The 14781-nt window shown below is 38.0% G+C and carries 9 protein-coding genes; 7 read left to right on the top strand and 2 right to left on the bottom strand.

All coding sequences use genetic code 11. The features are described 5' to 3' along the window. Positions 1-321 precede the first annotated feature (321 nt). Genes ABX891_RS06025 through pelG form a run of 7 tightly spaced genes read left to right on the top strand, consistent with a single transcriptional unit; the run spans position 322 to position 11984 of the window. Positions 322-3030, top strand: coding sequence for an endo alpha-1,4 polygalactosaminidase (locus ABX891_RS06025; RefSeq protein ID WP_354629102.1), 2709 nt, complete (start codon positions 322-324; stop codon positions 3028-3030). Then, on the top strand, positions 3030-6317 hold the full coding sequence (locus tag ABX891_RS06020) for a tetratricopeptide repeat protein (protein WP_354629101.1): 3288 nt from the start codon (positions 3030-3032) through the stop codon (positions 6315-6317). The genes ABX891_RS06025 and ABX891_RS06020 overlap by 1 nt, the downstream gene beginning before the upstream one ends. Positions 6318-6331: 14 nt before the next feature. Continuing rightward, positions 6332-6847 (top strand): hypothetical protein, encoded by a 516-nt coding sequence (locus ABX891_RS06015; RefSeq protein ID WP_002958938.1) that lies wholly within the window; start codon positions 6332-6334, stop codon positions 6845-6847. Next, on the top strand, positions 6844-8142 hold the full coding sequence (locus ABX891_RS06010) for a PelD GGDEF domain-containing protein (RefSeq protein ID WP_354629100.1): 1299 nt from the start codon (positions 6844-6846) through the stop codon (positions 8140-8142). Before ABX891_RS06015 ends, ABX891_RS06010 begins: the two co-directional genes overlap by 4 nt. Further along, positions 8139-9122, top strand: a complete 984-nt coding sequence (locus ABX891_RS06005; protein ID WP_138489529.1) for a HEAT repeat domain-containing protein — start codon at positions 8139-8141, stop codon at positions 9120-9122. The genes ABX891_RS06010 and ABX891_RS06005 overlap by 4 nt, the downstream gene beginning before the upstream one ends. After that, positions 9115-10632: a GT4 family glycosyltransferase PelF gene (gene pelF / locus ABX891_RS06000; protein ID WP_354629099.1), complete on the top strand. Its 1518-nt coding sequence runs from the start codon at positions 9115-9117 to the stop codon at positions 10630-10632. The genes ABX891_RS06005 and pelF overlap by 8 nt, the downstream gene beginning before the upstream one ends. Continuing rightward, complete coding sequence (gene pelG, locus ABX891_RS05995) at positions 10620-11984, top strand: exopolysaccharide Pel transporter PelG (protein WP_010554451.1); 1365 nt, start codon at positions 10620-10622, stop codon at positions 11982-11984. Before pelF ends, pelG begins: the two co-directional genes overlap by 13 nt. A gap of 269 nt (positions 11985-12253) precedes the next feature. Here pelG and ABX891_RS05990 read toward each other — a convergent pair whose 3' ends face one another. After that, on the bottom strand, positions 12254-13249 hold the full coding sequence (locus tag ABX891_RS05990) for a D-Ala-D-Ala carboxypeptidase family metallohydrolase (protein ID WP_354629098.1): 996 nt from the start codon (positions 13247-13249) through the stop codon (positions 12254-12256). A gap of 11 nt (positions 13250-13260) precedes the next feature. Continuing rightward, positions 13261-14586, bottom strand: coding sequence for a L,D-transpeptidase family protein (locus ABX891_RS05985; RefSeq protein WP_354629097.1), 1326 nt, complete (start codon positions 14584-14586; stop codon positions 13261-13263). Positions 14587-14781 lie beyond the last annotated feature (195 nt).

The following is a 14781-nucleotide window of genomic DNA, read 5'->3' as shown; positions in this document are numbered from 1 at the left end:
TTTGAACACTAAAAACACTGCGACCTTTGTATTAATCAATATATTATTTACCACCCTATTTGTTATATTCAAAATTCTAACGACTGTATTGATCTAAAATTAATTTGATAGCGTATTGAGCCGCTCGATTGCTTCGTATGTAATGAGTTAACTCATTAGTCATGTTAGTATTGGTTTTAGGTTCATATAAATAATGAACATATGAATATTAAACTTCCATTAACATATGATAGTCCTATATTCCTAATACCAAACAACTAGATGAAAATTGGAACACAACACTTTGAGCCACAGTTATAATCTAATAAAAATGAATTATTAATGAAGTATATTTTATACCTTGCACTTTTAGTGTCGGCTCACGCATTCGCAACGCCTGTAAATAATAGTATCGCTTTTTACTACTCAGCGCCGATGCCATTAGCCGAAATGACCTTTTATTCTCGCGTTGTAGTTCAGCCTGACCTTGTGACTGAGCACGAACTCAATTGGTTTAAACAGCGTGACATAGCTGTTTATGCTTATTTAAGTGTTGGTGAGTCGTTTATTGAAAGTGAGTCTTCACTCGCAGTTAACCCTAATTGGAATAGCCACATTGCCGATTTAACATCTACGCATTGGCAACAACATGTGCAAAATAACGCAGCTACTTTAAAAGCACGAGGCTTCAGTGGCTTGTTTTTAGATACTCTAGACAGCTATCAACTTTTAGATGATAAGCACAGTAAATCAGATCAACAAAATGGCTTAGTCGCAATTATAAAAAGTCTGTCTGGCACGTTTAATAAACACCTTATCCTCAACCGAGGCTTTGAGTTACTACCTAGACTTACCGGTTTAGCCAGCGATTTAGTGGCTGAAGGTTTATATAGCCATTACAACCCAATCAATAATAGCTACAAATTAACCACCGAGAACGATCAAGCTTGGCTAAGTGCACAATTAAAAACGGCACAAAAGCTTGGTTTTAAAGTACAAGTTATTGATTATGCACAGCCTGACAACCGTCTTACTATGGCGCAAAAAATTAAGCAGGCAGGTTTTACCCCTTGGGTAACTGATGGACACTTACAAACATGGGGTACATCAACTATATCACCAGTACCAAGACGCATCCTCATTCCGTACAACAGTAACGTAAAGCCACTCATTTACACTACCGTACATTTAAAACTAGCGACCATGATTGAGTATTTGGGATATATACCTGATTACATAGATACGGCAAAGCGCGACTTACCTTTAGTTGATCCTAGCTTGCATGCAGGTATTATCTCGTGGACCACAAGCGATACGTTTTACACACCAACACTAAACAATTGGCTTGAAGCTAATTTAGGTGTTGTACCAGAACTCATTTTAGGCGAGTTACCACAATCAACTAAATTATTATTAAGCTTAGGTATTGAGTCGTTAAACACACTACCTGAAGGTCCATATAAACAAGATAGCTTTGCACCTTGGCTCAAAGGGGAGTCAACAAAACCTCCCCCTATTGTTAAACCATACTTACTTAAATTAGCAACTGATGCGACTCCTCTAATAACAATAAAGTCTGCTAATAATATAAGTATTTTACAAGCGGCTAAAACTAAATATGGTGCAGTCGTGGCCGCTCCTTGGTTAATTGACACATTTCCGATGGAAGGCAGCAAATGGGTTATTGATCCGCGTACATTACTTACTCAAGCAATGGGGTTACCACCTATATTAGTGCCAGATACAACCACCGAAAGCGGCAGGCGAATGCTTACTTTGCATATCGATGGAGATGGATTTACAAGTGTTGCCCACTACGCAGGTAAGCCTTATTCAGCAGAAGTAATTCGAGATGAAATAATTAAACACTACAAACTACCGTTAACGTCATCAGTGATCCAAGCTGATATTGAAGAAGGCGGTATTCATTCTAAACAAAGTGCCAAACTCGAAGGCATTGCGCGTAGTATTTTTAACCTGCCTTACGTAGAAGTTGCTTCACACACTTATAGTCATCCCTATTTTTGGACAGCCCTATCTGGGCGAAAAAAAATAGATGAAGACGACACAGATTACGGTTTTCATCTAGACGTCCCTGGCTACAACACAATTAGCCTTAAAAAAGAAATTACCGACTCGATAAAGTACATTGATGAAAAACTCACACCTAAAAATAAAAAAACAGTAATGATGCTATGGTCTGGTGATGCAACACCTGGCCCAAAAGCACTTGAACTTGCTCGTGACGCTGGCGTGTTAAATGTCAATGGCGGTAATACTGATGTAAATGCTGATAACCCAAGCCTTTCTCACATCTCCCCTATCGGTCGCCCTGAAAGAGATTTGCTGTATCAAATTTACGCCCCCATATTGAATGAAAATGTTTACACAAACTTATGGCATGGCCCTTATTACGGCTTTAGACGCTTAACCGAAACATTCGAAATAACAGAAAAGCCATATAGGTTAAAACCTTACACTATTTATTATCACTTTTATTCAGGTGAAGTTCTTGCGGGCTTAGACGCTCTTAAACACAACATTGATTATGTTTTAGCAAGGCCAAATACACCGGTGCATTTAAGCCACTATGCAAAAGTAGCAAAAGACTTTTACTTTTCTGCACTTGCAAAAAACAGTAATAATGAATGGTTATTTAGCTCAAAGTACATTCGTACTCTACGCATACCTAGCGATTTTGATGTGCCAAACATAGCTCAAAGTGAAGGTGTATCTGGTGTAACTGAAAAAGGTGACTACATACATATTATAAATAACATAGCTCGCCTTAGCTTTGATCATAGCCAAAATAGTAAAAAACCTTATTTAGCGTCTGCAAATGTTGTTATTGATAACTGGCAAGTTAACGGACCGGTTAGTTTTAAAGCATGGGTGCCCGCTTCACTTGATTTAATTAATGCACGCTCATGCGAATTTGTATCTAATTTGGGTGAACACTTTAAAGGTGTAACACGCACTAATGTGACGCACTTTAATCTGCCAAAAGGTCAATTTTATGGTTACCTTAACTGCAACGGATCTGCTCTATAATGAATACTAAAAAGCGCCCTCAGTTAATTTCTATAAAAACAATATTAGCGTTACTAGCTGTAAGTTGTTTTGTACTTTATGCGTTATTTCCCCATACTTTATTTTTTGAAGATGATGCACTTTCACAAGATTATACCTTTGAGAAATCTTACCTTAATGCAGCGCTCAATACAGAGCCCGACAACGAAAAGCTTCGCGCTAAATTGGTTGAGCTACATATAGGGCTTAGTGAGTATTCACAAGCCACTAACGAGCTTGAAAAGCTACCTAGGGGCGAGCGCAAAGCAACACTTGAAATAAAGTTGCTTTACTCATTATGGCTAGCAAGTGGTGCTAAAGTTGACGACCGCTTTGAAGAGCTATCATTAAAAATAGGAGCTCATAAAAATTGGAACGAACAAATACTGACAATTGCAAAAGCCGTTGGGTTAAACGCAAAAGTTGCTCAGTATTATCAAAAAAATAAACAGCCACTCCTTGCAGCCGATTACTGGTTAAGCGCAGGGGAACCTGACAAAGCATTCGCTATTTATAAAACAAATATAAATGCTGACATTGCAGCTAAAGCGATTGAAACTGCACTTGGCGCAAATAATCCGATTCAAGCTTATGCATGGTGGAGCACCTACGGTGACAAAGCCGATGTTAAACGCACCCTTTATTTAGCTAACCTAGCTGGTAACACAGAAGATGCAGCTCAAGCCATTGAAAGCTTATTAAAAGCTGAGCCAAATAACACCGACTACTTAACACAAGCTATGCACCTGCGTTTAGCAAATGGAAATGCAAAAGGGGCTGAGCAATTACTTGCAAAGTTATTACTACAAAGCCCAGATGACAAAGAGCTACATTTATTAAATTGGAAGATAAAGCGCTGGCAAAACAAGCCTAAAGAGGCACTTCGAGAGTTTAAATGGCTAATGTCTAACAAAGCCGTAACCCCTTCGATGCTTACCGATAGTATTAACGATGCCACCGCTTTATATTTATACCAAGATGCTAATGATATATACGAATATAAAGCCCAAAATAGAAATCTAAAAGGAAATGGCTTTGCTAATTGGATGCAAGCTAACGAATTTATTGGTAACACAAAGCAAGAGTTAAATAATATTGAACGCTTTGAGCAAATAAATGGTAAAAGTGCATTATCACAATATTGGAAAGCAAAAGTACTTCACGATACTGGTAATTTAAAAGCATTAAGAGCTTTGTGGCCTACATATAAAGGGCCTAAAAATGAAGAGGATTTACTTTGGATTGCCCGCGCATTTTGGCTAGAAGATGACTTTTCTACAGCTCTGCAAGTACTAAAAAACAAACATGAAAGTTCTGACGATGAGTTTTGGAGTGCCAATGTAGACATGGCAATGCGAGTCCAAGACAAAGCTCATGAGCTATATGCATTAGAGCAGTTACAACAAATAAGCCCTTTAAGCGTAGGCGACATGCTGCACTACCAACAATTGCGCTTTGAAGGTAGGCCTCAGGAGCTTCTTGATTATTTATGGAAAAGTGAGTCGCAAACTGACCGTCAATTGATTCAAATTGCATTATTAAGCACACAGGTAAATGATGCTAAATCAGTTGCACGTATTCATGCTGAACTTGATAAACAACGATATAATAAAGCTCTCTATCCTGCTTGGTTAATTCTTTCTAATTGGTATCAAAACCAAAGTGATTTAAATTCAGCTTATACAACTTTAAACCGCGCTGCTAAATTAAGCGAATATGACTCTGATGTTGTGCTTGCACAAGGTTGGTTAGCGCTGCAAATGCATGACACTGTAATGATTGGCCGCATTTTAACGCGCTATTCTCAAAGCGACACTTCCTATGGGTGGACGCAACTCTTAGCTAGCCTATCTATTCACGAAAAGTCATATAACAGTGCCTACTTTTATTTGCGTAAATTAGCCATTGCAGATCCAAGTGACTTAACAACACTGGTTAACTTAGCCGATGTAATGAAACAACTTGGTTACTATGCAAATGCTGCTGAACTTAATCACTATTTACTGCAACACTTACCTAAAGATAAATATGCATACAGAGGCTTAATGTTCCGCTGGGCGGGCGCGATGGCTGTTCCTCATTTAATGCAATTAAACACAATGGAAGAACTTGCCCCCGACACTATTGGTGAGCCCCAAACAAACTGGTGGTTAGCACGCCGAGCTGCACAAAAATTAGAGCCATGGCAAAAACTACAACTTTATATGACCAACGGCGAATTTAATAAAGCGAAACAGCTTATAGCTGAAGGTTCACTAAGCAAACTAGATGAGCTAAACGCCCTACTCTATTTAAAACAACCCTATGCCACCATGCAACGTTGGTACGAAGAACTCACTGGCGAGGCAAATGAATCGCAATTGAGTTTACTCAGAAATGCACGCGCATCCTATTTTAGAGCGCTTGAAATAAACCTATCGCCAGAGGCTGGTTTAAACAGTAGCCAGTACGATGTAAACGTTTATTTTCCTTATGCTAATGGGCAATGGAAATTAAGTTTAAGTAATCAGCAAAACCTTGATAACAACGGATTACTGTTTGCGATAGAAGATAAAATGACCTTTGGTCGTTGGTATTTTGATGCAAAAATAGATTCGCACCAAGGCAGCTTAGTTAGCCGCCAAGGTCTTAGCTTAGACTCTCGTTATCAATGGGATTCACGAACACAGGTAGGTTTAAAGCTTGAATATAATGTTGAAAACCGCCAATCAGAAGCACTACTTAGCTATGCTCAGCTAGATAAAGCCACGGCCTATGTTAACTACAACATTGATGGTAGACAAAACGTACAGCTATCAGCAGCAGCGATGTCTTTTTCTCGAAGAAGCGATGGCAGCTCACTAATAAACGGCCAAGAATATAATGCTCGTTACCAATACAGCATTTTAAAAGACCGCCCAATTTGGAACGCTTATTTTAGTGCGCAATGGCAAGACTTTGAACGTGTTAATGCATTAATAAATACAGATTCAAGCAGAAGACCGCTAAGAGTTGACCTTCAACCATTTAGACGTTTTGCACTAGGGACCTCATTTGCTTCAACTGGTTCATTAGAACCTCCTTATTTAGGCGCAAGCCCTTCGTGGTTATTTGATATAAGTACTGGCTATCAAACACTTAACGATACAGTAGATGTATCAGTTTCAAGTGGCGCAGGTTGGTCTGTACTGGGCGATGATTTATTTAAATTACAGCTGGGTTACCAAAGTAGTAATAAAGTGGGTAACTCAGATACACAATTACAATTAGGTTATTACGTACATTTTTAATGTTAGGAGAGAGTATGTTTCGTTTAATTATACCGTGTTTGGTATTACTATTATCAGCATGTACCACCAGCAGAGTTGCTGATGATATAGAGCTTAGCCCTTCAAAAACAGTGGCACTAATGCCGCTTGTTAATCATGCTCAAACACCGCTTGCCGGTGAGCGTGCTGAAGATATTTTAGCCAGTATTTGGCAACAAAATAAATTACCAACTCTAATACGTGCACCTCGCGTAAACAGCAAAGAGCTTCCACCACTGGATGATCAATACCGTTTAGACAATGCTATGCAATGGTTAAGCACTCAACAAGCTGACTATGTACTAACAGGCAGCATTGAAGAGTGGCGCTATAAAGCAGGCCTTGATGGCGAACCTGTTGTTGCACTTACATTATCACTCACTGTAAATGGACAAACCACACCAGTTTGGACAGGTACTATTGCTAAAAGTGGCTGGGGCCGCGATAGCATTGCAGCAACAGCACAAGATGTGATTGCCGATTTAATTTCTTATATAGAGGTTAGTGAGTGAAAACACATTTCCTTAGACCAAGAGACGTTCCTGAGCTACAAATATGGGCTGAGGTATTTATATTTACCGCGCTTGCTTTAGGGCTGCCTGTATTATTTAACGCACAGGACCCATTTTGGACTGAGGGAGGGTTTTCGTGGCCTGTACTTGGCCCACTTTTAGTTTCTTTACGCTATGGCTTTTCAAAAGGCTTTATTAGTATTTTATGTTTGCTTGTTGGCCAACTTTTTTTACTTCAAGCAAATATTTTATCACCGCAAAGCGACTTCAATATTAACGCTATGATTGGCTACATTATTGTAATTATGATCACAGGCGAATTTAGAGATGTGTGGGAGCGTACTAATCAACAGCAAAGTATTCAGCTTGAGTACGTAACTGATCGTCTTGAAACATTTACTCGTCAGTATCATTTAATTAATTCATCTCACGATAGAATTGAGCAAATGCTAGCTGGCCATACGTTAAGTTTACGTGAATCACTACAAGCAGTAAGAACCTCTATCGGGCTATTAAAAGAAAGAAGACTTGATAGCGCAGCGCAAAAAATAATCGACTTGTTTGTTGAGTACGGTTCGCTAGAAAGAGCGGGGTTATATAAAGTTGAAAACGACAGTGTTTTAGAGCCACCACTTGCCTCCATAGGTAAAATGAGTCAAATAGCTAAAAACGATCCTCTTATATTAGCAATGATCGAAGAAAAAGAATTAGTATCGGTAAAAGACGAAAAAGCATCATCGGGTATAAGTAAATACCATATGGCAATCCCACTTATCGACGTAAACAATACTATTTACGGCGCTATTTTAGTTGAAAGAGTACAATTTTTTGCGCTTAAAAATACCACTCTAACATTACTTGCTGTAATGGCTGGGCATATAGGCGATTTACTTCGTCATGAAATAACAAACCCAGTAATGACGTATGAAGAGTCTCCATACTTTATTCGCCAAGTTAAGCGCGCAAATAAAGAAGCAAAACGATACAACATTCCATCGCAGCTACTAAAAATAAAAGCCAACAATATTACTGATAAATCGACTCAACTTATGAGTTATTTAAGTGAAGCCCGTCGTGGTTTAGACATTTATTTATATGATGATAAAAATCAGATATTACTGCTATTAATGCCATTAGCTGATGAACTTGAAAAAGCAGGCTTTATTGCCCGAATGAACACTTGGTGTAAAGAGCGCACTGGTAGCACTTTAGCTGAGCTTGATATTGTTATTGAGCAACAACTTGCACTACCAATAAGCTCAGATGACATAAAGAGATTGGTTTCACTTTCATGATTATAATTATTGTAGCGGCTATTTTAGGGTGTATTTGTCAGTACTTTGCACTAATAGAAGTACTGGAAACACCTAATTGGTTTTTAGCTATACTATTGCATGCTATTGCTAGCATTCTTTTTGCTTTTGTTAGCTATTTCCTGATACCTAAAAAATACAAAACGACTCCCTATAGCTCTTTAGTACTCATGTTTTTATTGTTGTTTACATTGCCTGTACTTGGAATTATAGGCGTTGTAGTAGCGCTTACGTTTGCTCTGTGTAAACCACTCAAAAACGATGACATAGAAATTGAAGAGCATAAAATACCTGAGCTTCCTTTTGAAGCCAGAGCAATATCAGCAAACCCGACCTATTCTATGGGCGGACTTAAAGCAATTTTGAAGCATGCTAGTGAACCAAATAAACGTCTAAGTGCCGTAATGGCGGCTCGTCACATGAGTGACTCACAAGCTATTCCTATTTTAAAGCTAGCACTTAAAGATTTAGAAGATGATATTCGCCTACTCGCCTACTCAACTCTTGATGGTAAAGAAACCAAACTCAACGAAAAAATCAGTTTGTACCAGCAAGAAATAGCCATTACGACTAAGCAGCCAAAGTTAAGTAATTTACAAAAACAACTAGCCGAACTTTATTGGGAACTTAGCTACTTAGGTTTAGCACAAGGTGCGCTTCGTAAATACGTTTTAGAAAAAGCCGAAGCACTTGCACAGCAAAGTATTGAGCACGTAAAAACACCTGCAACCTTTATATTTTTAGGGCGTATATCTTTAGCCTTAAACAAATACGAAATAGCCCATGAGTACTTACTAAAAGCAACTGAGTCGGGCATGGCAAGGCGTCATGTTCTCCCTTATAAGGCCGAAGTTGCCTTTTGTATGAACAAGTTTGACGACTGTAAACGCTACTTAAAAGAACTCCCAGAACAACCTAAGGGCAGTGAATTACGTCATTTACAGGAGTATTGGCATGAGTAACAAAAATGCAGACATTTTACTGCTTTTAGAAGGTACTTACCCTTATGTGCGTGGTGGCGTATCTAGCTGGGTCCATCAAATAATTGAAGGGTTACCTCATTATAACTTTGAGCTTGTTTTTATAGGTGGAGCGCCAGAGCATTATGGCGAGATTCAATATACCTTGCCTGAAAACGTTACCAAGCTGCATGTTCATTATTTAGTACAAAATGATACCTCTGAAATAAAAGCTAAGCATGGGGTTAAATATAAAAAAGAACTCTTTGATTTTTGGCAGCAACTACAAAATTATTTTAGAGATTGTAACGAGCCAATCCCGACTGAATTATTAAAGTTTGCATTTGAAACTTTAGCTAAAAAAGACGGTATTAATGAAGCCGACTTTTTATATAGTGAATCTTCATGGCAAGTACTCACTAATTATTATTCAACTTTTTGTGATGAATCTTCTTTTATTGACTTTTTTTGGTCATATCGCAATTTATATAAGCCGCTATTTAAAATAGCCGAAATTGCACGAGGGCTTCCTAAAGTTAAACTTATTCACTCAATATCTACCGGGTATGCGGGTATTTTAGGAGCTGGCGCCAGTGTAATATGTAATACTCCCTTTTTGTTGACCGAGCATGGTATTTACACCAAAGAGAGAAAAATAGATCTTATTCAAGCCAGTTGGATCAAAGAGTCAGAACAAAGCCTAGGTAAAAAATTAAATACCGAGATGGGCTTTATTCGCCGTATGTGGATCAGCTTTTTTGAGCAAATTGGCCGAACAACATACCAAGAAGCAGATAAGATCATTTCGCTATACGACGGTAACAGGCAGCGCCAAATAAAAGATGGTACAGCGCCAGAAAAAGCATTTGTTGTACCTAATGGCATTAAAACAGTGCGCTTTATTGAAGCGCTTGATCAGCGTCCAAAACAGATACCACCGGTTGTTGGGTTAATTGGACGTGTAGTGCCTATAAAAGATATTAAAACCTTTATACGTGCGATTAAAGAAGCGCAATCGATATTACCAGAGGTCGAAGGCTGGATCATCGGCCCTTTCGAAGAAGACCCACAATACTACAAAGAGTGTGAGCTACTGGTAGGCAGCCTTGATTTACAAAACAGTGTTAAGTTTTTAGGTATGCAAGATATTACTAAAATTTTGCCTCAGCTCGGAATTGTAGCTTTAACCTCGATTTCTGAAGCCCAGCCTTTAGTGCTTTTAGAAGCAATGGCGGCTGGTGTACCTGTACTTGCTAGTGATGTTGGCTCGTGCCGCGAAATAATCGAAGGCGGAACTGATGAAGATAAAGCGTTAGGTAAAGCCGGTGAAGTTGTCCCAATTGCTTCTCCGAGCGAAACTGCAAAACAAATATCAAACATGCTAACAAATGAGCAAACTTGGCTTGAGTATCAAAAAAGTGGTTTAGACCGCGTACAAAAATTTTATGACGAGAGCCACATGTTTGCCCGTTACGATAAACTTTATAAGGATACAATAGCATGGCTGGAATAGGTTTTGAGATACGAAAAATTCTCAAAAAAAATACCCTGCTCTCAGTTTTTGAAGCATACGGCTACGCAGGTTTAATAGGCTCAGGGCCTTGGCTGCTCTCTATTGTAGCGTTAATGCTTATTGGTATTTTAAGTTTGGGAATTGTATTACCTAAAGTACTTATTATTCAATTTTTAACGCTTGTTACCTACATGATGGCAGCCTCACTTATTTTAACGGGTGGTTTACAGTTATTACTAACTCGATTTATTGCCGATTTATTTTTTCAAAAAGAAGAGGCAAAGGTACTGCCTAATCTACTCGGTGCACAGCTTATAACAACAATAGCCGCGTTATTGGTAGGCTTGGCTGTATGGCCTATGCTCCCTATACCCGTTGTTACTAAGATTATAATTTTAGGTGCCTTTGTAAGCTTATGTAATCAGTGGCTTGGCGCTATTTTTCTATCAGGTATGAAAGAATACCGGTTAATTTTAATAACCATGCTAAGTGGTTACGCCTTTATGGTATTACTTGCATACTTATTAAGAGACTGGCAGTTAGACGGCTTATTTTTTGCGTTTTTTGCAGGCGAAGCTCTGCTCTTTTTTAGCTTTTTGTTTATGATTATTCGCCGCTACCCAGGTGAAAAACTTATAAGCTTTGACTTTTTAAGCAATAAAAAAGTGTATTACAGCCTATTCTTTTGTGGTCTGTTTTATAACATTGGTGTGTGGGCTGATAAAATCATTTTTTGGTATTCACCAAGCACATCAATTCAGATTATTGGCACGTTAAGAGCCAGCCCAATTTACGACTTACCTATATTTTTAGCCTATTTGTCTATTATTCCCGGTATGGCAGTATTTTTAGTAAAAATGGAAACCGACTTTGTAGAAGAATACGACCGTTTTTACACAGCTATTCGAGAGGGTTCATCGTTAGAAGAGATTTACTATTTAAAAGATAATATGATCCAAACTGCACGTGCCGGTTTATACGATATATTTAAAATTCAAGGTATTACCGTTGCCTGCTTATTATTATGGGGCGAGCAAATACTTACCTTTATTGGTATTGATCCAAACTATAAAACGCTTTTATTTATTGATGTAGTTGGTGTGGGTGTACAAGTTATATTTTTGTCTATTTTAAATATTTTGTTTTATTTAGATAAACGCTCAACCGTCCTGTTTTTAGCGGGACTATTTTTGGTAATAAACGTTGTTTTAACTTTGCTATCAATCGCTTTTGGGCCGCAGTTTTATGGTTACGGCTTTGCTCTCTCAACTATTATTACCTCTGTTGTTGGCTTATTTTGGCTTTCTAAACAATTTGAAGATTTAGAATACGAAACGTTTATGCTGCAATAGCATAATATAAAGGCTGCTGATGCAGCCTTTATATTTAAAGCTTTTCGTACAAAATAAAATAATTAAATATTGGAAAGCGGCTGATACACACCATGTTTATAGCTCACATAAGCGCCTCAGTTTAAAGTAAAAAAGACTAGCTCAGTAAAGATATTAAATGGGTATAAAACAAAGGGCTTATAAAAACAAAGCTACCTTGGCTTAGCTAATCTCTTATACAATTAGACTTAACTAGTTTAGCTTTATACTAAATGAGGTAGCCGTTGCCATTACTCACTCACCCATCGCGCTTTAAAGCCACGCGTATCAACATGTATAAATGCGCCTCTGTGCGACTTAGGCCCATAAATACCTAAACCACCTAGTAAACCTTTAAATGATTCACGTCTAGCTAACGACTCCACTATATCGGCCATCGCTTTAGCGTCACCAATTGAATGCTTACCGTCATTATTAATATCATCCATACGGTAGTTGCCATCGTTATCTATAAAAATATCGGCAGCATCACCAAATACATGTCGGCTAAGTTTTACATTGCCAATTGATTTGTTGTAGTACGGAGTTCTATAACCGCTCATAACCACCATATTACTAACCGGTATACCTTCTAAAATCAGTTCTTTGCGTATTTTTTCTAGTTTAAGTAGCAACTTATTTTGTAAAAATAAATACTTTGGGTACTTACTTCGCTGCTTACTAACAAATTCTTTTAGTGAAAAGTGAGGTGATATTTTTACATTTTCAGGCGTTACCTTAACAAAGCCATCGGGCACTATGTAGTGTGAAGCGTCTTTAATCTGTGAAGGTTTAGGATAGTGCCCAATGTGGTAATACTTGAGCTTTCCTCCTTCAACATTGTCTGCCGGTACTTTTACAAATACGTTGATTTTCATACGCTGTTTTTTATCGGGCGACTCAATAATTACCGTTGTTAAACCAGGCTCTTTGGGTGCTTGCCATTGCCAGCGGTTGGTGTCTGTAAGCTTAGATTTCCCTTGAGTGTTAATTAGCGTGTAAGCATTTTTTGATTGCGCAAAAAGCACTTCAAACTCAACTTGCTCTTTGGGCATTACAAATACTGAAAACATCGAATATGGCATAACTATGTCGTTAATTTTTAGACTAAATTCTGCATCTTCAAAGTTGGCTTTGTTTTTTATATCAACTACCTGATGCGCAGGCTTTATAGGCGCGGCAGCAAATACACTATTGCTAAATATAATTGTGAATATGGCGATAGAAATATAATGAATAAATTGCATAAACCCTCTCATTATTTATTTTTTAATAAAGCGGCAATCACCGACTGTTCATCATTTTTTAATAGCGCTTTTTTATCGCGTTGATATATGTCATCTCTAAAGTTAACCAGCTTATTTTCGTCAACCCATGCAGTCCAATAAACTAAATGAATAGGAAGAGGCTCATCTAAATGAAACGTTTGAGTACTATTTTGAGCAAGTGCGGTGTCCATATTATTGAGTGTTTGCGCTTCTCCTTCGTACTTAATAATTTCACGCGCTAACGAAAAAGGCTTTTCTATTCTTATACAGCCATGCGATAAGGCTCGGTTTGCTTGGCTAAAACGGTGCTTTGCAGGTGTATCGTGAACATAAATTGCTTCGGGATTGGGGAATAAATACTTAACTTCCCCTAGGGGGTTTTCTTCACCAGCACGTTTTACTAAAAAGTGATCAAATTGGTAGGGCTCAATAGAATCCCAATCAATATTGCTTGGATTAACAGTTTGTGAGTCTAGGTAGCTGTTTTTTCTAATTTCAATATTATTTTTTACAAGGTAGTCAGGATCCTCGGCTACCTTTGGAGCAATTTCTTTGGTGGCAATTGAGGTGGGTATACGCCATTCAGGATTAACTACAAACTTTTCTATTTCGTCGCTAAATGCAGGTGTTTCCCAACTTGGTTTACCTACAATTACGTTATTTTTTAATTTTACATCGCCCGCTTTTACAAATCGTAAGCTGTATTCAGGAATATTTACATACACATATTGCTCATCACTTGCGCCTGCAAAGTTAGTTATTCTATAAAAGTTAAGTTTTAATTTATCGAGTTTTTGTTGTGCGGGCACATTAAGCGATGCAAAAGTACGCTTACCCACTCGGCCATCAACTTTTAAACCATGGCGGCTTTGAAATTGCTTAACAGCTTGCTCTATATCTTTATCAAACGTGCATATAGCTTCGTCGCACACGTTAATTTTTAAGTCACGCTCTTGATATAAACGCTGTGCAAGTAAGCTCACCTGTTTATTATTACTGCCTAGTTCAAGCAATTCATCGTTATATAAGTGTGTAAAACCACCTTTGTTAACTATTTCTTGATACCAATTAATGGCTTTTTCTGTACGTTCAATTAACTGCGCTGAATATTGGTCAAAGTAGTAGGTATCATCAGCTTGCATGTACTTTTGTGAGTTGTAAGTAGTTAGTGAAGAGTTAGCGAGTACCACACTTTCAAGCTCATTGGCAGCGAGTGTTGGTGCTGAGCATAAGCCGCTCATGCCAATAAACAATGCAGTTTTTAGTGTAAAACCCTTTGCTTTAGTAAGCGCTTGATTTGAAAATGACCCCTTCACTGTGTACCTCCTCGCTAAATATCGTTGATAAATGCTTATGTACTTACCACTAAGTAGTACACTGGAGGTGCAATGCTAATGCCAAATTAAAGCTTCAGATTAACCCTTTGAAATTTAATAATTTTTTAAAAGATCGTATTTTATACGTAAATAAATTAGATTAGTGAATATGTAATTAATATGCCCAAGTGTGTA

This window comes from Pseudoalteromonas sp. NCIMB 1079, assembly GCF_040567695.1.
Taxonomy (GTDB): domain Bacteria; phylum Pseudomonadota; class Gammaproteobacteria; order Enterobacterales; family Alteromonadaceae; genus Pseudoalteromonas; species Pseudoalteromonas distincta.
The sequence above is the reverse complement of the archived record's forward strand: the minus strand, read 5'-3'. Positions and strand labels throughout refer to the sequence as shown.